The sequence below is a fragment of the Arthrobacter sp. JZ12 genome, assembly GCF_035189165.1.
Lineage (GTDB): Bacteria > Actinomycetota > Actinomycetes > Actinomycetales > Micrococcaceae > Arthrobacter_D.
Map to the genome: position 1 here is coordinate 2,207,096 of NZ_CP045246.1, position 21,664 is coordinate 2,228,759.

Consider the following 21,664-nt stretch of genomic DNA (forward strand, 5'->3'; position numbering starts at 1 on the left):
CGGGAACTTTACAGAGAACCTGGGGGGACGTCACCCCGCTCGGGATCGTCGGCATGCGGTGACAGTTGACGCATGGCCCACAGTTGGGCGACGACGGTCAGGAAGCAAGCGAAGAGGCGGTTACGCACGCTGATGTCCTTTTCTGTTCAGTGATTGCAGATGTTTCTATTCGGATAGGGTCACAAACCCAGGTTGATCAAAGCGATACCTGGGTAGACAGCAAAGAGAACGGTGAGTGGAAGTACGCCGAAAACCAGGGGGACCATCATGGCGATTTCCTTGCGCCCGGCCGACTCCATCAGCTCGCGTTTGGAGAGATCCCGCACGTCTTGGGCCTGTGCACGAAGGACATCAGCGAGCGGCGTGCCACGCTCGACGGCGACGCTGATTCCATCGACGAACCTCACCAAGGGCGTCAGCTGGGTCCTGCCCGAGAAGTTGTGAAGGGCCTGCATCAGCGGAGTTCCAGCCCGCGTCTCGGCGAGCACCCGCCGGAACTCCTCTGTGAGTTCCCCGTGCCCGGTCCTGCAGAGCCGCTCCAGCGCCCCGGTGGCGCTCTCCCCCGCACTTACGGCTAACGCCATGAGTTCGGCGAGACTTGGGAACTCCGCGAGCATGCGACTCTCCCGCTTTCTGATTGCGGCTCCCAGTACGTAGTCGCGCATCAGGTATCCGCCCGCGGCACTTCCACATACGATCAGAACGGCAAGGAGCGGGTTGAAGCTGCCGGCAGCGGCCAGCGTTACAAGAACGGTGGTCGACGCTCCGAGGCCCACGCTCCCCCAGATAATCTGTTCGGCCCGAAAGTCCACGACGGACTTGCTGCTGCCTGCCTGATCGAGCCGCTTCGCAAGAACGGACGACGCCGGACTGAACCTGCTCAACCTTCTCACCACATCGCGGGCCATCGGCCTGATGATCCGTTCCAGAGGGCCGAATGGTGTGATCGGGGGCGCGTCCAGAAGCCGCGAACTGACGTCTACAGACTTCAAATGCGGCGCTATGCGCTCGACGAAGCGAACCTGACGCATCACCGGCAGTCCAACAAAGGTCAGCCAGAGCCCCGCTCCCAGACTGGCACCAAGCAGTGCTGCGGCAGTGATGACACCCATCAGCGAAGCACCCGCTCGTCCTCCGGCAGTGCGCCTATTCGCAGCATGATCCAGTAGCAGAAGACGGAGACCAGCAGGCCGCCCACCAACACAGCGGCACCGCCCGCCGTGTTGTAGGCCTCGACCGCTTCGGGCCGTGTGGACAGCAGTGCAAGCACGATCCACGGAGCCGCAACAGCCAGCCGAGCCGCGTTGACCGTCCAGGACTGCCGCGCTTCAAGTTCACTCCGCGTGCGCGCGCTGTCCCTCAGGAATTCGGCAAGCGTGCCCAACAGCCGGCCGAGGTCTGTGCCGCCGACCTGGCGGGTAAGCCGGAGCGCCTCGATGATCCTGTCCGCAACCGGATCGGCCAGGCGGTCCTTCAGCCGGTCAAGCGCCGGCTCGAACTGCCCGCTGGACCTGTAGTCGGCAGCGAATTCACCAAAGGCCGGTCGGAGTTCCTCCGGCCCCTTCACCCCCAACTGCATCAAAGCCTCTGGCAGCGACAGGCCGGCCCTGATCGCCGAACGAAGATGGTCCACGATGTCCGGCCACAACTCGCGAAGGGACGCGGTCCTCTTGCGGGCTCGCCACCGAAGCAGCATCAGCGGTGCCAGAAGTCCGAACAAAGAAAAACATGCCGCGATCGCAGGGGTCGCAGTGATCAGGAATGTCACCAGGAAAGTCACGATTCCGACGACGCCGCTCGCCGCCAGAAGACCGCCCGCTGACACTCGCTCAACGCCTGCCCGGAGCAACAGCTCATCAAGCTTGCCGGTTCGACGAGAGCCGGTCGAAGGGCGGGGAGGGACAGCCCAGGTGGACCACCAGATGAGAAAAAGCCCTACCCCCAAGGCTGCTCCTGCGGCAACCGTCACGATGCGCCCAGGAGCGAAGCGAGTGAGTAACCGGCGGAGGCGAACTTCTCTTCAGCCGGCATGTCCGAGGCGGTGACACGAAGCTCGCCGTCAATGCGTTTGAAGACGGTTGAGGTTTCTATGACTCCGTTTTCGACCCGCCTGCCCAGGGCGATGATCTCGGCAACCCGCCGGACGCCTGACCTTTCCCGGGTGCAATGGACCACAAGGTCGATGCACGAGGCGACGGTGGGCACAACGAAGGCACTCGAAATGTTATTGCCGGCAAGCAAAGGTAGCGTGCAGATCTTCGTAACGGCGTCGTGCGCGCTGTTGGCGTGGACGCTGCACATCCCCGGCAAGCCCGAATTGAGCGCAATCAGCATGTCCAAACTTTCCGCTTCCCGAACTTCGCCGACAATCAGTCGGTCCGGCCGCATGCGCAGCGCTTCCTTCACGAGGCGGCGAAGCGGAATCTCGCCGTGGCCCTCCAGGTTTGGTTGCCGGCATTGCAGCCCGACGACATCCCTTAGAGGAAGCTGCAGTTCGAAGATCTCTTCCACGGTAATGACTCGCTCGCGCGGCCCGATTGAAGCTCCCAGGCAATTCAGCATGGTGGTCTTGCCTGCCTGCGTGGCGCCGGAAACAAGGATGTTAAGCCCGCTGGCCACTGCGGCACCAAGGAAGCGCGCCGCATCAGGTGAGAGGGAACCCAGCTCGACCAGGTGTTCCAGGCGGGTTGCACGCGAGATGAACTTACGGATATTGACGGCCCAGTGTCGCCTGGTGACGTCAGGGATGACTACATGCAGACGCGATCCGTCCGGCAATGATGCATCGACGAATGGAGAGGACAGGTCCAGCCGGCGTCCGGAGGACTTGAGCATCTTCTCTACTGCGTCGCGTACCTGCTGATCGGACAGCGTCAGCGACGTGAGCTCGGAATCACCGCCACGCGCGACATAAATCTCGGAAGGGGAGTTGATCCAGATTTCCTCGACCGAGGGATCATCAAGCAGCGGCTGAAGCGGCCCGTAGCCGGCAACGGCGTCATACACATGACGGCTTGCCTGTTCGAGCGAACCGAGGGGCGGCAGTGCTCCTAGTAGTGAGCGCTCGTCGTAGTCATTGACTGCCGCATCAATCAGGCGGCGTACCTCCGCACCCTGGTTCGTCGGATCAAGGCCACGACGGCGTATAAGCTCGCGGACCTCGCCCTCGACAATGCGCACTGCATCCATAGTTTTCCCCAAGGATTCGACCTGCGAACGGAATGCGCAAGCCGGAGACTGACAGACTGGTAATGCTCGTTCCCTGCCTCAAAGCGTAGGCCAGACCCGAAAACATACCTAGCCCTATGGGCGTATGTGGATAACCTTGTCTCTGGTTAGTCACATTTGCCCCTCCTGTCCCAAACGTAACTGCGGCACTAGCCTGCTGGGGTTACGCCCGGATCCGTCCGGGGCAATGCCTATCCGGAGATCTCCCCTTGATAGCTTCCCGTGCCACCAGGTCACTTACCGTCTCATCGCTCGTCACCCTCGCCCTTCTGACGGGCATGACGCCGGCAATCGCCACTAACGCAGCGACGGCTCCCGCCGAACCTAACCAGGCGACCGCCACCATGCCGGCGCCTGCCTCGGAACCGGGGCCGACGCCGTCGTCACCGGCCCCGTCACCGTCGCCGTCGCCGTCGGAGGCAAAGGCAGTCGAGCCGACAGCCGACGATTTCCAGAACAACCCCGAACTTCTCGCCGAGTTGATCGGAGCCCATGGAGCCAGCATGGGTCAGGGAATCGAACGGCTTGAAGTGACCGGTGACGCACAAGAGCCTGCGCAGGGCGAGACACCAGCGCCGTCGACAAAGTCCGGCAGCGCTTCGGACAGTGTGTCCGGCGCCGCGATGGCGCCGCTCGCAACCAACTACTGGCAGCCGTCGTCGGGCGTTCTGGGAGTTGATGTCAGCAGCCACCAGGGCGTCGTGAACTGGCGCGGCGCCTGGGATTACGGCTCGCGCTGGGCCTACGTAAAGGCAACCGAAGCCCTCGTCTACAAGAATCCGGAATTCGGGCACCAGTACAGCGGAGCCGCCAGTCAGGGAATGCTTCGCGGCGCCTACCACTTCGCCATCCCGAACGTCTCCAGCGGCGCACAGCAGGCAAACTACTTCGTCGCGAACGGCGGCGGGTGGAGCGCTGATGGCAGAACCCTTCCCCCGCTGCTCGATGTCGAGTACAACCCCTACAAGAGTCTCGGCAACGACTGCTACAACATGACCCCCGCTCAGATGGTTACCTGGATCCGGGATTTCTCAAACCGGATGGTCACACTGACCGGCCGCAAGCCGATGATCTACACCACCACTGACTGGTGGAACCGGTGCACCGGAAGCAGCAGGGCGTTCTCCGACCATGCGCTGCACGTTGCCAGCTACAACAACTACGGCGCCGGCACCCTTCCGGCGAGCTGGAGCTTCTACAGCGTCTGGCAGTACACGAGCACCGGACCCGTGGTCGGCGACTGGAACCAGTGGAACGGCAACCTGGCGAGCCTGCAGGCCTTCGCCCGTGGTGGCACTTCGGTTGCTCCTGCTCCGTCGCAGCCGTCTGTGCGGTCGCTGGCCGATATGGTGGCGATCGATTCGGCCGGGAAGCTGTGGAACTACCCCGCCAACGGCAACGGCGGCTTCGGTAGCCGTTTCCAGATCGGCTCCGGATGGACCGGCATCAAATCGATCAACCCCGCCGACTGGAACGCCGACGGCACCATCGACCTGCTCACCCAGTGGAACAACGGCACCCTCAGCTACTACCCCGGCCGGGCATCCGGCGGCTTCAACTCACCCATCCAAATCGGATCCGGCGGCTGGGACGACATCAGCATCGCCGTCGGCCCCTGGATCAAGGGACAGGGCATGACCATCGTCGGCGCCCGCGCCGACGGCGCCCTCTACTACTGGCCGCACACCTCCACCCACCGCCTCGGCACCGGAGTGCGCATCGGCTCCGGCTTCACCAACATGCCCATCGTCATGGCCGACCAGAACCTCGACGGACGCATGGACCTGCTCTCCCGCGACGCCAACAACAACAACCTCCTGCGCTACACCGGCTCAGGAACCGGAACCATCGTCTCCGGCTCCCGCACCACCGTAGGCACCGGCTGGGGCACAATCGACGCCGTCAACCCCGTCGACGGCTTCAACGGCACCACCAGCCGCGGACTCATCGGCCGCACCACCACCGGAAACCTCACCTACTACCCCTTCACCACCAACGGCTTCGGCAAAGCCACCACCGTCGGAACCCAGTGGAGCAGCTTCACCATCTCCGGAACAGGATTCCCCACCCGCGGCGGCAGCGCCCCATCGGGAATCTCCCCCAAACCCTCGGTGCGGTCGCTGGCCGATATGGTGGCAATCGATTCGGCCGGGAAGCTGTGGAACTACCCCGCCAACGGCAACGGCGTCTTCGGAGCCCGCTTCCAGATCGGATCAAAGTGGACGGGCATCAAGTCCATCAATCCGGCCGACTGGAACGCCGACGGCACCATCGACCTGCTCGCCCAGTGGACGAACGGTACGCTGAGCTACTACCCCGGACGCCCATCCGGTGGGTTCGGCTCCCCCGTCCAGATCGGCTCCGGCGGGTGGGAAGATATCAGCATCTCTGTCGGCCCCTGGGTCAAGGGGCAGGGCATGACCATCGTCGGCGCACGAGCCGACGGCGCCCTTTACTACTGGCCACACACCTCCACCCACAGCCTAGGCCGCGCGGTCCAGATCGGCCACGGCTTCACCAACATGCCCATTGTCATGGCCGACCAGAACCTCGACGGGCGCATGGACCTGCTCGCCCGCGACGCAAACAACAACCTGCTGCGTTACACCGGCTCCGGCACCGGCACCATCGTCTCCGGCTCCCGCACCACCGTCGGCACCGGCTGGGAAATCATCGACGCCGTCAATCCGGTCGACGGTTTCAACAGCACCACCAGCCGCGGCCTCATCGGCCGCACCACCGCCGGAAACCTCACCTACTACCCCTTCACCACCAACGGCTTCGGACGAGCCACCACCGTCGGAACCCAGTGGAGCAGCTTCACCATCTCCGGAACAGGATTCAAGTAGGATTACCGAGGTTTTGAAGACTCGGCGCTCGGCGGCTGGGATGTAGCTGCAAGGTTCGGGATCGACATAGTGCCTTCGCCTTGTCCCCAGTGTGTCGAGGCCAGCGAAGGAAGATGGCAGTCGCTGACAAATATGCGCCTGCATTCGGGTACCTGAACTGGAGTTTCGAGTACGCTGAGGGACGGCATGAAAAACCTAATTAAGATTCTACGCCCGCTTCTCGCCACGCTACCTGCCGGCAGCCGCCGGTTCCTTCTAGCTTATGGCATCGCAACCGCCTGCTTAGCGGTTCTAGACATGGTCGCCCTGGGCGCGATCGCTCTCATCCTTCCAGCTTTAGTGACTGGGGATGCTGTTGTTCTTCCCCTGTTGGGTGACGTTTCCGCCACGGTTCTACCCGTTCTCGCGGGTGTGTGTTTGCTCATCCTTTTGAAGGGTGTGCTTGCAGTGGTTCTCCTGCGTATGGCCACCGCGAGATTCGCGCAGCACGAGGTCTTGATTGGGAACCGACTCTTCGCCGCCTATCTCGCTTCTCCGTGGTCCGAACGCCTCAAGAAGAACTCGAGCGATCTAGTCCGGATGGTCGACGTGGGCGTCGGCATGACCGTTGCTGGTGTCCTCATTCCCGCAATGACGTTGTTCGGTGAGTTTGGAACACTCCTTGCAATCATCGTCGTACTGTTCCTAGCGGAACCGATCATTGCAGTTGTGACACTTCTCTACCTTGGACTGGTCGCTTTCCTTCTTTCCCGGGTCATCTCGCCGAAGGCTGTGCAGGCTGGTAGGGACAACAGGCAGTGGTCCAGTAAAACCGTCATGATGCTGACCGAAGCAATGAGCGCCCTCAAGGAGCTAACTCTGGCGGGGAGAGCTCCTGATGTGCAGGAGAGGGTAAACCTGACTCGGACGCACAGCTCTCGGGCGCGCGCGCGATCCATCTTCCTGAATCAGGTTCCGCGCTACGTTCTCGAGACAGCACTGGTCGTCGGGTTTGCTCTCGTTGGAAGTGTCGGACTAATCACCGGCGGAACCGCGGGAGCGGTCAGCGCCGTCGGCCTCTTCGCTGTTGCTGGCTTCCGCCTCGTGCCGTCCCTCACCCGCCTCCAGGCTGTTCAATCCCAGGCGAATTCGAGCGCATCATTCGCGAACAACGTGATAAAGGATATCCGCGACAGCGACGCGCTACTCGCCGCAAGAGAACGTGATCGACCTCAACAACGGCTCAGCCCAGGCAGGATCGACATCGAGTTGCTGGACGTAAGCTATGCGTACCCAAATGCTGAGGTCCGAGCGCTCGATTGCGTGAATATCACCATTCCCGCCGGTAGTCATGTGGCCTTTGTCGGTTCCTCTGGTGCGGGGAAATCCACTCTCATAGACCTGCTTCTCGGTCTACTCGAGCCCAGCAGCGGCCATATCAAAGTTGGCGGGACAAGCATGGATCTAGTCTTGGATGACTGGCGCAAGCGCATCGGTTATGTCCCTCAGGAAGTGTCCCTATTCGACGCGACCGTCGGTCAGAATGTCGCTCTCACCTGGAATCCCTCCAAGGTCGACCCGAACAAGGTGCGAGCGGCCCTTCGTCGTGCACAACTTCTCGAGACAATTGAAAACCGGCCCGGTGGCATCGATGCGATGGTCGCGGAGCGGGGACTCTCCCTTTCAGGCGGGCAACGGCAGCGTCTCGGCATCGCCCGAGCACTATATGACAATCCGAACGTACTGGTCATGGACGAAGCGACGAGCGCGCTGGACACCACCACCGAGGCTGCTGTGACTACCGCAATTCGAGAACTTCACGGCGAAGTGACTGTTATCACCGTGGCTCACAGACTATCGACCATCAGGAATGCAGACATCGTTTTCTTCATGAAAGACGGACGGGTCGAAGCCCATGGCTCTTTCAATGAGGTGGTGGCGCAAGTACCTGATTTTGCGCGGCAAGCAGCGCTGGCTGGTTTAAGCTGACTGACGGTAAATCGACGCAAGCTTTTGAACAACAACATTCGGCGCGTGATAAGTCTCTATCCACTTGCGTGCTTGTAGCTGCTTCGCCATGCCCAGTGGATCTTCGATGACCGAAGCCACTTTGACTGCCAAGTCCTCCTGGCTTGCCCCGCGAAGTACGGGCACTGGCTCAGGGTAATACCCGGGTGTCAGGCCAGCCACCAGGGGAACACCTATAGCGAGACTTTGTAGCTCGCTCATCGCTAGGATTCCTGATGTCTGACCCACCACACAGTGAGCCCCTGCGAGCCATCGCAAGTAATCTGGCTTGGGCATCCTCGGAACCAGTTCGACTCCACGCCGACTTGCTTCTGCGGCGTAATCCCCCCAATCGAGACCGACCATACGCACTGTAGGTCCCACCACTTGGCGAATCTTCGAAAGAAGCTCAAGCTGCTGCTCGCCACCCTTAGAACCGTCCCAGCGGGAGGCGAATGCAATTGACGGTTGACTCGACGGCTTCCAAGCAGGCAATTCTCCCAGATTCACTGGGTTGGGCAGATATATCGCATCGCCTCGCGCCTTTTCTGCATGCACCTTTAGATCGGGAGTGGAATACAAGACGGCAGAAGCATTATCGGCCCCCCACTGAATCCTGTCGCGCTGTGCGGTGTCGTAATAGAACGTACGGATGTCTGTCCCGTGCAAGTGAACGATAAAGGGCTTCCTTGGCCACTTGGTAAGGACGTCCAGTCTGGTCCCGAAGTGAACATGTAGTAAGTCAGCACCCAAGCTTCCAAGTAGACGCCGAGCGGTCCAGCCTGACACGCTTGCGCTCGTTCTCGCTGCACTAATGAAATTGGTTCCATCGCTGCTTGTGTCCCGCATCGGTAGGTGCCGCCACGGTCGTCCGGCAGCCCGACCGTACTGAACAAGAGTGGAGCCGACGTCGGCACAATCGTAAAGATGAAGCACCCGGGGTTCAGTATGACGGTCAAACATGTTCCGAACCTAGCAGACCTCATCGTCGCTCCGGAGCTCGTCCACTGTAGAGTTGCTAGCGGCCATTCGGACGGAAGATATTGATGACTGTGCAAAAGCGCCCACACCTCCTATATGTAGCTTGGGGGTTCCCTCCTTCACGCAGTGCTGGGGTCTATCGTGCACTCGCAACAGCTAACGCATTCGCGCGCAGTGGGTGGGACGTCACCGTTCTCACAGCTAGCCGGGAAGTATTCGAGTATCAGACGGACGTTGACACTGAACTGGAATCGCTGATCGACCCCGCTATTCATGTAGTACGGGTACCATTCAGTTGGATTCGGGGAGAGCCAGATGTCTCCCGGTGGTCCCGCCTGCGCATCGCCTCAAATCTGCTGTGGACTTATCTGCGTGCTAAGTGGGACTTGGTGAATTTTCCCGAGCCGGTGTATGGCGCTTGGGCACGCCACCTCATTGAGTCAACGAACAGGGTGCACCGACAGAAGCCTGTAGACCTGGTGATCGGCACTGCCAATCCGAACGTAGATTTCGTACCCGGTTGGCACCTCCACAGGAAAGCGGGTGTGCCTTACGTCATGGACTATCGCGACACATGGCATCTTGACGTTTACCGCGACAAGCGAATCGGATCGCTTCGCGCCCGCTCGGCTTCAAAAGAACGCCAGCTGCTTAGACGCGCTGCCGAAGCGTGGTTCGTGAACCGTCCGATCCGCGACTGGCACGCCCGGGAGTACCCGGAGGCTTCGGAGAACTACCACGTCGTTGCTAATGCGTTCGATGACGAGTTTGCTGAGAAGTTCGCCGGGCTGCAACCCTCTGTCGTCGGCCCGTCGAAGAGGGGGTTGGTATTCGGCTACCTTGGCACCGTTTACGGGCCAATGCCACTCAAAGAGACTCTGGAAGGTTGGCGCAAAGCTCGACAGGAATCACAACTCGTGGCCGCCTCCCGCCTCGTTTTTAAGGGAAGGCTAGGGCACTTTGCGGAACCGGATCCCAGGGTCTTGGCACTTCTGCAGGAGTATCGCGCTGACGCCGTTTATTACGAGGGCCCCGTGAGCAAAACCGAGGTAGCCACTGCATATAAGCAATTCGACGCGCTGCTGCTGATTCTTGGCCACAGCAAGTACGTTACAAGCGGGAAAGTCTTTGAGTATGCCGCTACCGGCTTGCCCATAGCTTCATTGCATCACCCAGAGACAGCTGCAACAGACGTCCTGCGGGGCCGGGGTGACTGGTTCCCGATGAATGAGGTCAGCGTGAATGAAGCCTGCAGGGTACTGCTCACCACCGCGGAACGAGCCGCCACGATGACTTCAGAGGACTACGCAAAGAATCAGCAGTGGGCGGGCCACCTCTCGCGAGAGCGACAATTAAAGCTACGAATTGAGCACTTGTCCGCACTGGCCAATAGGGTGGACGCCTGATCGGGTTGCAGCGCCACACAATATGTAGCCGATTCCGCGGTTGGGCAAGCCCCAGAGCCCTCACGAAACTCACGGCGTGCCCTCCAGCGCAGCAGGCGCAGCGTGCACCGCGGCGGCGCCGAAAAATGAACGATAGCTGTAGAGCCGCTGTAGAGTTTGAAGGCCTGCATCGACGAATGGAGAACCGCGTATGAAAGCCGATGGACGACCGCACCTTCTATACGTCGCGTGGGGGTATCCTCCTTCCCGCGGTGCGGGAGTTTATAGGGCACTTGCTACGGCAAACGCTTTCGCCCAGAGCGGATGGAAAGTAACGGTGCTCACGGCGAGCCGGGAAGTTTTCGAGTACCAAACCGGGATTGATAGTGATCTCGAGAAAACCATCGATCCGCGAATCGATATCATAAGGGTGCCCTTCAACTCCATGAGAAGTGAACCAAACCTGGTCAAGTGGTCCCGAACGCGTGTGAGTTCGAACCTCCTCTGGTCTTATCTAAGTGGGCAGAAGGACCGCATTTCTTTTCCAGAACCCGTATACGGAGGATGGCGCCACGCGCTGGTGAGCGCTACCGATCAAGTTCAACGCACAAATCCCATTGATTTGGTACTCGGCACCGCAAACCCAAATGTAGATTTCGTCCCCGGCTGGCACCTGCACAAAAAGGCAGGAGTGCCATACGTTATGGACTACAGAGACGCTTGGCACTTAGATGTCTTTTCCGGCCAGAGGGTCGGCTCTCATCACTCCTGGTCTGCACGCCTCGAAAAGCGATACTTAGAACATGCTGCTGAGGCCTGGTTCGTGAATGCAGCAATCCGAGCCTGGCACGTCCAGGAGCATCCGGACCGCGCTCATAAATTCCGTGTGGTGGCGAATGCATTTGATGAGGTGTTCGCGTCTAGTTTCAGGGGTATGCAGCCCCGCGCGAACAACACGCATAGCGGCGGACTGATATTCGGTTACCTCGGAACCATATACGGCCCGATACCGTTACGAGAATGTTTGGACGGTTGGAGAATGGCGCGGTCACGGTCTGACCTATTGGAAAAGTCCCGTCTAGTTTTCCGTGGAAGACTGGGGCATTATTCTGATCCCGATCCTAAAGTTCTAGCATTACTGAATGCTTATGCCAAGGATGGAGTTTCCTACGAGGGACCAGTCAGCAAGACTGAAGTGGCGACGGTATATTCTCAGTTCGATGCACTCTTACTAGCACTTGCCGGCAGCAAGTACGTCACGAGTGGCAAGGTGTTCGAATATGCAGCCACAGGTTTGCCCATTGCTTCTGTTCACGATCCACAAAGCGCCGCCAGCACCGTGTTGCAGGACCGGAACGATTGGTACCCTGTCAGCGAAGTTTCTGCGCAAGCTGCCTGTGAGGTGTTCCTAAAAACGGCAGCACGAGCGACCCAAATGACCGCCGAGGATTATGCGAGAAACCAGGAGTGGGCCTCCCATCTCACTCGAGAAAGACAGCTATTGCCGCGAATACGGCATTTGGAAGAATCGGTCATCAGAAAGGATCAGGTTTCGTGATTTCGCCTCTCCGAATTGCAGTTATCGTAGGATCTGAAAGCGATCCAGAGGACTTGTTCCGCTCGGCGCTCGGCGGAAAACCTATCAATCACGCATTGGCTGAAGCCTCGGGCAGACAGATCGAACTGATTGTGATTAGTTGGTTGCCTTGCGCCGACATCAGATGTATCGCAATCTCGAAGCTTGATCGGTCAAGACCGTTTATTGACCGATTCCTGGGACTGATTCGTGCTCGCTCGGCTCATGCTTTGCTGCAGAAACATCCGCTAGGGCGACTGCTGAACTCGGTGGGCCCTCTCGACCAGTCAAGGGTTTTCTGGAGGGCAGTCCAAAAGAATGAAACTGCACTGTCCGCCCTTCGCTCTGCTGACTTCCTTGTCGCCGCGGATTTAGCTGCCGTCAGGACGGCTTGGAAGATGCGGCGACAACAGCCATCTATTGATGCATACTTCGGCCTTAGCGCGGCTTTGAAAGTACTTGCTAAGAGGCTCGCATAGTGAGGTCAGCGTAGTGCTCCCCAAGCTCGCGGCAACTCTTGCTGAGGCTGCGTTCCACTTCGACGAACTTCCTGGCAGTCCCACCCATGCCCATGTACGAGTGCTCGGGTAGCTCGATGATAGCCCTAATCGCCTGGGCCAACTCGTCCAACTGGCCTTCTTGAACCAGCAGACCAGTGCTGTCCGGTATCATCATCTCCCGGAGACCACCAGAGTCATAGGCAACTACCGGCGTTCCACATGCTGCGGCCTCCAACGCAACCAGTCCAGCCGCCTCACGCGCGCCACGGTGCTCGCGGCTTGGAACAACGAGTACGCGTGCACTGCGCATCCAATCACGCACCGAGTGTCTGTTCAGCGAGCCGACCAATTCGATGTGCGGAAACTGCCAAGCCGCTTGAAGAACCTCTGCCTTCAATTGGCCGTCCCCCGCTATAACGAGTCTATGCCTTGCAGTTTTGCTCAGAATTTGGGATGCCATTACCAAATCACGAATTCCCTTACCTTCGCTAAGGCCCCCCACAAATAGCACAACCGGTAATCCTTCGCGGGTGGTTTCCTCGAGCCTCTCGTCGAGCGGCTTGAAGTAGTCAGTGTCGACACCTTGATAATGCACTTCCAACTTCTTGGAAGGCAATCCTGCCGACACGGCCGCTCCTGCCAAAAATTCGCTTACCGCAAGCAAGCGATCGCTCTGCCGACTGGTTCCCGCCATATTGAACCTATGCCACCTAGCCATCGCAGTCGATGGCCGGCTGCTTAACGTAAAGACATCGGCACCGTGGAGCGTCGTCACAAGGGGAACTTGTGAACGTCGCGCAGCCTGCGTGGCTGGAGCGGACCAGGTTCCGAAGTGTTGGTGGATGATGTCGGGGCGGAACTTTCTCAAGCCAGACACCATGGCCGGAATGAAGGCCGGCATCACAATCTCACGCCGTCGAAACCCAAGTCCCACCGCCGGTACATAGTCATGGATTGGGATCGACGTCTCAACACGTACGTCAGCCACTAGCGAAAACATCTCGAAGTGATGAGCTGATTGCATCAACTGTGCGTGGGTTAGTGCGAAGTAGGTGGGCGGGATACGAAGCGTACCCTTCGTGAGTGCGACTCTCATAGCGCGCTAGCCTCTAAAAACCTGCTCCCATGGCAGCAATCATGCATCGGTCTGAGAGCTCCTGCTCGGAGACCGCCCGTTCTCCCAGGGACGTTCAGCTTCATCAAGCGCCACTCGACGCGCTAGCTTGGTGATCGAAGCTTCCATATGCCTGAAGCGCTGGTGCGTGGTGGACATGTAGACAAGAAAACTCACGATGAAGGCATAGAGGACGAGATCTGTGCCTCTCCCGATACCAAGCAGGTGAGCGGTTGAAGTGAGCAGGCTTGGGAAGAAGATGGACAAGACGGCCGTGAGCGCGAATAGCAGGACCATGATGCGCCGGACAGCCATATGCTTAGCATTAGAGCCACCCCTGATTAGCACCAGGGAAACGACGGCGACTGCTAGGACCAGCAGGATTTGGACAACAAATAGCACGTTAAATCACCTAAATAGGAGGTCAGCAATGATATTGACCGAGTTGAGAAGTGACTGGCCTTTGGATTTTGAATACTCGGTGTAGATGATCTGTACTGGGTGCTCTGTCCAGCGTGGTCGAAGTACCGCGAGCAACTGCACCAGTTCCGATGCGTGTGCCATTCGGTTCTGGGTGAGATGGATGTTGGCAGTGACACCACGGGAGAATGCCCGAAGGCCGTTGTGAGCGTCCGTGAGCGGCATGCCCGTAGTGAGCCGCGTCTGCAAGGCCGCAGTACGCAGGACGATTCGCTTCAACCATCCTATATTTGTCCGGCTATCCAAGAATCTGGACCCCAGCACAACCTCTGCTTCCCCACAGTTAATCCGCTCCACCATGGCCGCGGCGTCTTCAACGCGATGCTGCCCGTCCGCGTCAAATGTGACTACACTCGACATCTCAGGATCCGAAAGGGCGTATTCGAACCCTGTCTGTAAGGCGGCACCCTGTCCTAGATTGACCGGATGTTGAACGACGACGGCACCAGCATCCCGCGCGGCCTGCGCCGAAGTATCTGCGCTGCCGTCATCGACACAGACTACGTGCGGGAAGTGCGAAAGCAAGCCTTTGACAACTTCCCCGATAACTGGGGCCTCATTATATAGCGGGATAACGACCCAAGTACGACTCACTCCACAATCATCCCACACTGGGCGGTCATCCCTCATCGGACGAGCATGCTTCAATTTCAAAAATGCGCGCCGTTCCAGCACTCTCCACCAGTTTCAGGGACCCCTCTTCTATGTCAATTGTTGTGAGACCTTCCATGTCCTTCCGGTGGACAATATCCGGTAGATACCGCGCGTCGTCATCATAGAAATGCGTGATTCCCCGTTCTTCAATGAGACGACACACATTCTGGTCGAACCCTAGGTCGTTGAAGTGATTCCCCAAATATCGAGCATCCGAACTCCAACTACCAGACAGCGTCGAAAAGACTGTCGGAATGCCCGACATGGCGTATGCGAACGCTGCTCCAGACGTGGGGTCCCCCACGATCTTTGCATCCGGTGGAAGGGTTTCGTCCAGATTTCGAAGCATTTGCAATTCATCCCAGCCAACAAGGCCCTGCGCCCATCCCAAGTGGTCCACATAATCAGCTTCGAGTCGGTCCTGCCGTACGTCCGCCCTAAACAAATTCGTTCCAGCAAGCATTACCACCACGAGGAAGATCGCTGTGCTAACGGGAAGTAGGCCACCAGGCTTCAGGTGATCAGCGCCCCCCCAATCTCGCCCAGACCTGGCTAAGGTAGTTGTTTTCGTGAGCAGCCATCTGGAGAGGTTGACGATCGAGTAGACCGCGATCACGATCGTGAAAATCGGGACGAGCCCTCCCAGCCGAACAGGATCGGAGTACCAAAACCCAACGATAGGACGAAGAAAGCTGTCCTGCCCCGCCGCAATCATGTAAAGGGCTATTGAAAAGTAATAGGTGACAGCGATCCATCGATGCTGCCGATAGGCAAGCATCCGCAACGATCCGAGAAGGGCCAAGAGCCCCATCACCCAGAACTCTTGCGTATTACCGTGACCGATCGGACCAAGCATCGCATCAAAGATCGCTTCACCCATTGCCTGAGCTCCAGACTCGAATCCCTGGGACTGAAAGCCGAAGACTGTCCTGAAGGCAGGCACCGAAAAAATCGCAACAACTAGTGATCCAGCAATCACTACAGGGATAGCAATCAAACGAAGAAGCGGTCCTCGGCGTCCGGATCGACGCAAAATAGCGATGCGCCGTAGGTAATAGATAGAGATGAGAGGCGCCGACAAGTACAGCCAGGAGAAGATCCCAGTTGGGTGAGCCAGACCAGTGCCAGCGAGAATTGTCAGCATCACGACAGTGAATCTCAGCTTGGGACGAACGTGTCCGGCATCGCGAATAGCGAATACTGTAATCCCAATAAGCACGGGCACGAACGCAAGCCCAAGTGCAGTAGGCCACAGTGTGCCGTACGAAATCATTCGCGCCGGAAATGCGAGGAAGCCGGCGGCAAGTATCGGTGTAATGAGGAATGCCGCCCTGAAATTGGGAAAACAGCATTGCACCAGGTAGGTCATGGAGATCGGCCAAATAATACACGCCAGTATGATCGCCGACATATTTATGGAAACGCTGATTTGTTCATTGAGAACACCGAGGCTCAGCACGTCGTGCCATCCACCCGGATAGTAGCGTGGACTCCTTAGATCACTGCCTATCGCACCGAGCGCAAGACTGGAGCCATTGCCCGTCTCGAGGATCCAGCGGATGGCGCTGTGATGATAGACCGAATCCCAGGTCAGAGCCGGGATGTCCGGACGATCCATTCCGTACTTGATCGGGAGCACCGACAAAGGAAGCGACAGCACGAGCCCAATCCCAATCAGAGCTGAGTCGCGTTTTCCATTACCAGGTCCAATAGTTCGCCATTTCCAACGGCCGACAGTAGCAAAAAGCAACGCAACGATCGCCGAAACAGATGTGGCGGCTATGCCGACCAACAGATTCCAGTGGAGACCCAGTGGCGCGGCTGCTATCGCTGCTAGCCCAAGAACTCCCACCGAAACAGCGGGCGCAGCCGCGAAGATCAGCAGTCCCTTCAACCGGGCTGCGCTGAGAACTGCCAGTCCGGGAACATAAAAGAGCAACAACAGCAACAGACCAGCGGGAATTGCATCCCACCAACTCACAACTAGGTCCTCTCTCCACCGCTAACGCGGCCGAACGTCCAAAATTACTCCCCGCGGAGCCTACGCACAGCCTCATGCACCGGAGCGTCCAACACTATGTGACCGTGCTCCAGTACGACGCCCCGTTTGCAAATCTGCGCCACAAGGTCCAGATCGTGGCTGACTACCATCAATGTCTTTCCGGCATCAGCTAAGTCCTTGATTTTCTCAATGCATTTTCTTTGGAATGGCTCATCCCCGACCGCCAAGATCTCATCGACCAGAAAGACCTCAGGATCAGTATGAACCGCTACAGAAAACGCCAGCCGAAGGTACATTCCAGATGAGTAGAACTTGACTTCGGTGTCAATGAACTGACCGATCTCGGAAAATTCGACAATCGAGTCGAAGCGTTCGTCGATCTGAGCTTGCGTCATGCCGAGGATGGCACCGTTCAGGTATACGTTATCCCGTCCGCTCAGGTCCGGGTGGAATCCCGCACCTACCTCTATTAGTCCAGCTACGCGTCCCCTGGTCCGAACACTGCCGCTGTCGGGAAGCATCACACCGGAGATGTGCTTCAGAAGGGTCGATTTGCCGGACCCGTTCAAACCGAGGAGGGCTACAGTTTCCCCCGCTTCGACAGTGAGGTCTACGCCCTTCAGCGCGTGAAACTTCTCCGAGAGATCCCCCTTGCGCCCTTTCACAAGCCAAACAAAAGCTTCCTTGATGGACCGGGTGTGGCGGAGCACGAACTGCTTGGAAACGCTTCGGACTTCTATCGCAGTTGCCACTTACAACTCCTGTGCGAAGCGCCCCTCAAGGCGCCGGAAGGTGAACTGACCTAGCAGGATGACCCCAATTGCGATAGCTAACCCGATCGGTAGCCACAACCCGAAGAGGTCGGGAGGAGCGAGCGTGGAAGGGTCGGTATCGGCTGTCGTTGTAGGTTTCCAGAAAGCAAAGTGAAACAACTCGACTGCGATTGTTAGCGGATTGCATTGGTAGATCCAAAGGAACGTAGACCCCAATGTGTCCCTAACCATGGTCCAGGAATACAGAACCGGTGACGCCCAAGTGGCGATCATAAGGAGCATGTCCACAAAGTTCTCGGAGTCCCTGAAATACACATTTGCTGCTCCGAAGAACAGTCCCAATCCGGTAGCCAACAGCGCCACGATTACGAAACCCGCCAGCGCGGCAGCAATCTCCGCCGGACCAGGCCGCCAACCCGTTAACATGCAGGCAATCAAAAGAACAACGAGTTGCGGCACAAAGTGCACTGCAGACACCCACACGGAAGCAACCGGGAACAATTCGCGGGGGAGGTAAATCTTTTTGATCAGCCCTCCGTTCCCGACTATCGAGCGCGACGCGTTACCCAGAGCCTCAGTGAAGAAGTTGATGAGGACGATTCCCGAGAACAGGTATATGGGATAATTCTCCGTACTCCTGTTCATACCGAGAAAGACGCCTAAGGCGAACCAGAAAACGACGAACTGCACGCCGGGCTTCACATACGACCAGAGTAGCCCCAGCACGGACCCCCTGTATCGTACCTTCAGTTCCTTCGCTACCAACAACTTGAGCAGGAATCGCGATCGGACGACGTCTCGCAATCCTTTGCCCAAGCCGGGTGTGACCAGCTCCGCGCTCAATCGTGTTCGCTCTTATCGGAGTGCGCCTCGAAGGTTCTCTTCCAAGCTTCGAAGGACGTAATTTCCGCCAGCGACGCACGGTACTGCTCGCGCAGCCGTGGCCATTCCCGCAGGATCTCGGCGTTCAACTTCGCCGATTCCGTGAGCATCGCCCGCAGCTTCCGCGGATCCCGCACATACCAGGAGGCTCCCGTGCCTTCAGCATTCGACACAACCGCGCTGTCGTACTGAGACATTCGCCACCATTTGTTGTCTTGGTGGGCGACAAACGCCTGCGGCCTTTCCTTTGTGGAGGGTGGCACCGGCTTGCTCAACTGGCGCACGATTGTTTTCGCCGCCCAGGGAGCGAGCCGAAGGTAGGACGGTGCACTAAATCCCCTGCCATGTCTGGGAGGCTTGTCCATCTTCGGCCCGGGGAAGGCATCCGGATCGTTCCGGAACTGAGCATCGGGATACTGGCTGGCCATGTCCCTGATTTCGGGCAGCTTGGTGGCCAGGATCGAATGCAACTGCCCGGGTCCCTTGAGCACGTCACGCATTGCCATGAGCCGGCCCTTCGCAGTGTAGTACTGCATGGAAATGAGGTGCTTGATGTCCATATATCCGGATTCGCGGACGACACGGCCGCCGCGCGCATACGGGCTGTGCAGAAGTGCAGCAATCAGGCGATTTCGGGTATGAAAATATGCTTGCCAGCCAACCAGATCGTCCTTATCGATCCAGGAGACGTGCCATACCCCAGCCCCGGGCATTGATACCGTCGGGTAACCCGCCGCCTTCGCGCGCAGGCCGTACTCGGCATCGTCCCACTTGATGAATACGGGGAGGGAAAGACCGATATCCCTGATCACCGCGGTCGGGATCAGGGCCATCCACCAGCCGTTATAGTCGACGTCGACGCGACGGTGTAGCCAGGGCGTCTGCCGTAGGTTGGAGCGGACAAAGTCGTGTCCAAGGATCTGCTGCGCCACAGGCTGGTCCGGCTGGAAACGCCAGACATTCACTATTTCGCCGAAGGTGTGCAGCACTGTCCGGTTATGGAGGTCGAACATGTGTCCGCCGACTATGGTCGGACTCTTACAGCGGTCGGCGAAAGTGAGCAGGCGCGTGATACTTTCCGGCTCAACGACGATGTCGTCGTCGAGCAGAAGAGCGTAGTCGCTACCATTCTCGACTGCTTCGTACATTCCCCGGGCGAAACCACCGGATCCGCCCAAGTTGTCCTGGTCGATGATGCGCAGCTTTCCATGCAGTGCATCTCGGACATCGTTGAAGCCGGGCTCGTCAGCAACTTTTTGAGTCCCCTGGTCGACAACGAGAATTTCCTTCAGGTACTTGAGGTTCTCTGGATGTGCAGCGAGAATCTGCAGATTGTTAAGGCAGAAGTCCGGCTTGTTCAGAGTAGTGATCTCAAGCGTTACGCTGCCTGCTTCGCGAGGTTCTTCCGAAGCCAACCACTGGGCAGCCTCAAGGACAAAGTCCTCTGACCCCGCAACAAGATCGAACCAGTACCAACCCCCGTCTCCGAACGGCTTCAGAGATAGATCAAAAGTTGTAGTTGTCCTATTAGACACACGCTTGGTGTCAACGTGCTGTAATGAGCCCCGGGCATTGGATTTGTAGACGCTGACGCTGCCGGGCCCGGACGTCGCAATCTCCAGCCGGATCTCCTGCACCGAGGTCCATTTCCGCCAGTAGCTCGCTGGAAAGGCATTGAAGTAACTGCCAAAGGAGAGCCGCTCTCCGCGCCGAACCAATGTCGAATGTCGTGACCGGAAGTCCTCCGCATGAATTTGCTTCGCGTTACCGAAGCTCCCAAAGGAGGACCTCTCGCTTGAGGCGCTCCCGTCCATGGTATTCAGCTGCACGCCCAGCGCGCTTCCCGTGTCTATGTAAAGAGCAGCAGTGTCAAGATTGCTTTCGCTGGGAAAGATTACCCGCTGCAGTGTTTGCCAGTGTGCCGTTTCTCCGGCTCCACTGGGCTGTGTTGCCGTCATGCTCATGCGTCGATTCCCCCACTTTCGAGTTTCGCGCCGCCGTCAAAGTGGGGCCTGATTTTGTTGTCGAACATCGAGAGGGCTGAACCAATCGCCATATGCATGTCGAGGTATTTGTAGGTTCCAAGCCTGCCGCCGAACAGGACCATTTCCTCGCCCTTCGCCAGATCGCGGTAGGCCAGGAGCTTCTTCCGGTCGGCTTCAGTGTTGATCGGGTAGTAGGGTTCATCGCCCTTCTCAGCGAAACGGGAGTACTCCCGCATGATCACCGTCGCGTCCCTCGTATAGTCCCGTTCGGGGTGGAAGTGCCTGAATTCGTGGATACGCGTGAATGGAACATCTTCGTCGGGATAGTTCATCACCGAGCAACCCTGAAAATCCTCGACCGGCAGCACTTCTTCCTCCAGGTCTATGGTTCGCCAGGAGAGGTCGCCCTCAACGTAGTCGAAGTAGCGGTCGACAGGACCGGTGTAGACAACAGGAACCTGTCCGCGGGTGGCGTTCCGGGAGTAGGCGTGATCATCGTCGAAGAAATCCGTGTTCGGTTCGACCGAGATGTTCGGATGCGCTGCCATGCGTTCGATCCATGCCGTGTAACCGTCAAGAGGAAGGCCCTCGTACTTGTCATTGAAGTACCGGTTGTCGTACGTGTACCGAACGGGCAGCCGGGAGATAATCTCCGCTGGCAGGTCCTTGGGGTCTGTCTGCCATTGCTTACCCGTGTAGTACTTGATGAACGCCTCGTACAGCGGGCGGCCGATGAGCTGGATGCCCTTGTCGTTCAGGTTTTGAGGGTCGGTGCCTGCGAGCTCGCCTGCCTGCTCCTGGATCAGTGCTCGAGCCTCTGCCGGGCCCATGGAGGCACGGAAGAACTGGTTGATCGTGCCCAAGTTGATGGGCATCGGGTACACCTCGCCCTTGTGGCTGGTGTAAACCTTGTGCTGGTAGCTCGTGAATTGAGTGAAGCGGTTGACGTATTCCCAAACCCGCTCATTCGACGTATGGAAAAGGTGCGCTCCATAGCGATGTACCTCAATCCCGGTCTTCTTCTCGTTCTCACTGTAGGCATTGCCGCCGATGTGACGGCGGCGATCGAGAACTGCGACTTTCAACCCGAGTTCCGTAGCGGCCCTTTCGGCGATCGTTAGGCCAAAGAAGCCTGATCCGACGACGACGAGGTCAACGTTCACAAATTCTCCTGAGTTGAGTTTGGCGAGGCACAAGGCTCGGGTGCCTGCGGGTCAAGGTTACCCGACCGCCCATCCTTCGGCGCATTGGCATAGGCACAACGTCTAG

15 protein-coding genes are annotated in these 21,664 nt (G+C 58.4%); 4 read left to right on the plus strand and 11 right to left on the minus strand.

All coding sequences use genetic code 11. The features are described 5' to 3' along the window. Positions 1 to 179: 179 nt before the first annotated feature. The 3 genes from GC088_RS10175 to GC088_RS10185 are packed head-to-tail and all read right to left on the minus strand — an operon-like array spanning position 180 to position 3,189. A complete protein-coding gene (locus tag GC088_RS10175) occupies positions 180 to 1,115 on the minus strand; it encodes a type II secretion system F family protein (protein ID WP_416377533.1) in 936 nt (311 codons plus the stop codon). After that, the gene (locus tag GC088_RS10180) at positions 1,112 to 1,969 is read right to left on the minus strand and encodes a type II secretion system F family protein (RefSeq protein ID WP_416377454.1); all 858 of its coding nucleotides are present in this window, start codon (positions 1,967 to 1,969) and stop codon (positions 1,112 to 1,114) included. Before GC088_RS10180 ends, GC088_RS10175 begins: the two co-directional genes overlap by 4 nt. Then, positions 1,966 to 3,189, minus strand: a complete 1,224-nt coding sequence (locus GC088_RS10185) for a TadA family conjugal transfer-associated ATPase (RefSeq protein WP_323958899.1) — start codon at positions 3,187 to 3,189, stop codon at positions 1,966 to 1,968. Before GC088_RS10185 ends, GC088_RS10180 begins: the two co-directional genes overlap by 4 nt. Positions 3,190 to 3,437: 248 nt before the next feature. Between GC088_RS10185 and GC088_RS10190 the strand changes: the two genes are divergently transcribed. The 4 genes from GC088_RS10190 to GC088_RS10205 all read left to right on the plus strand — a co-directional run bounded on the left by GC088_RS10190 (position 3,438) and on the right by GC088_RS10205 (position 11,987). Then, positions 3,438 to 6,077 (plus strand): lysozyme, encoded by a 2,640-nt coding sequence (locus GC088_RS10190; RefSeq protein WP_323958900.1) that lies wholly within the window; start codon positions 3,438 to 3,440, stop codon positions 6,075 to 6,077. Between the two features lie 186 nt (positions 6,078 to 6,263). Beyond that, positions 6,264 to 8,045: an ABC transporter ATP-binding protein gene (locus GC088_RS10195; RefSeq protein ID WP_323958901.1), complete on the plus strand. Its 1,782-nt coding sequence runs from the start codon at positions 6,264 to 6,266 to the stop codon at positions 8,043 to 8,045. Positions 8,046 to 9,109: 1,064 nt separating this feature from the next. Continuing rightward, entirely contained in the window at positions 9,110 to 10,450 is a 1,341-nt protein-coding gene (locus GC088_RS10200; protein WP_323958902.1) for a glycosyltransferase, read from the plus strand. A 316-nt stretch (positions 10,451 to 10,766) separates the two neighbouring features. Then, positions 10,767 to 11,987: a glycosyltransferase family protein gene (locus GC088_RS10205; RefSeq protein ID WP_416377455.1), complete on the plus strand. Its 1,221-nt coding sequence runs from the start codon at positions 10,767 to 10,769 to the stop codon at positions 11,985 to 11,987. Positions 11,988 to 12,467: 480 nt separating this feature from the next. Here GC088_RS10205 and GC088_RS10210 read toward each other — a convergent pair whose 3' ends face one another. The 8 genes from GC088_RS10210 to glf form a co-directional block, all read right to left on the minus strand. Then, positions 12,468 to 13,529, minus strand: a complete 1,062-nt coding sequence (locus GC088_RS10210) for a glycosyltransferase (RefSeq protein WP_323958904.1) — start codon at positions 13,527 to 13,529, stop codon at positions 12,468 to 12,470. 111 nt (positions 13,530 to 13,640) lie between these two features. Further along, a complete protein-coding gene (locus tag GC088_RS10215; RefSeq protein WP_323958905.1) occupies positions 13,641 to 14,021 on the minus strand; it encodes a DUF2304 domain-containing protein in 381 nt (126 codons plus the stop codon). A gap of 6 nt (positions 14,022 to 14,027) precedes the next feature. After that, positions 14,028 to 14,729, minus strand: a complete 702-nt coding sequence (locus GC088_RS10220) for a glycosyltransferase family 2 protein (RefSeq protein ID WP_416377456.1) — start codon at positions 14,727 to 14,729, stop codon at positions 14,028 to 14,030. After that, positions 14,719 to 16,734, minus strand: a complete 2,016-nt coding sequence (locus GC088_RS10225) for a DUF6541 family protein (protein ID WP_323958907.1) — start codon at positions 16,732 to 16,734, stop codon at positions 14,719 to 14,721. Before GC088_RS10225 ends, GC088_RS10220 begins: the two co-directional genes overlap by 11 nt. Before the next feature lie 44 nt (positions 16,735 to 16,778). Then, a complete protein-coding gene (locus GC088_RS10230) occupies positions 16,779 to 17,507 on the minus strand; it encodes an ABC transporter ATP-binding protein (RefSeq protein ID WP_323958908.1) in 729 nt (242 codons plus the stop codon). Beyond that, positions 17,508 to 18,371, minus strand: a complete 864-nt coding sequence (locus tag GC088_RS10235; RefSeq protein ID WP_323958909.1) for an ABC transporter permease — start codon at positions 18,369 to 18,371, stop codon at positions 17,508 to 17,510. It abuts the gene before it with no gap. Then, positions 18,368 to 20,374: a glycosyltransferase gene (locus GC088_RS10240; RefSeq protein ID WP_416377457.1), complete on the minus strand. Its 2,007-nt coding sequence runs from the start codon at positions 20,372 to 20,374 to the stop codon at positions 18,368 to 18,370. Before GC088_RS10240 ends, GC088_RS10235 begins: the two co-directional genes overlap by 4 nt. Then, on the minus strand, positions 20,371 to 21,558 hold the full coding sequence (gene glf / locus GC088_RS10245; protein ID WP_323958910.1) for a UDP-galactopyranose mutase: 1,188 nt from the start codon (positions 21,556 to 21,558) through the stop codon (positions 20,371 to 20,373). Before glf ends, GC088_RS10240 begins: the two co-directional genes overlap by 4 nt. Positions 21,559 to 21,664 lie beyond the last annotated feature (106 nt).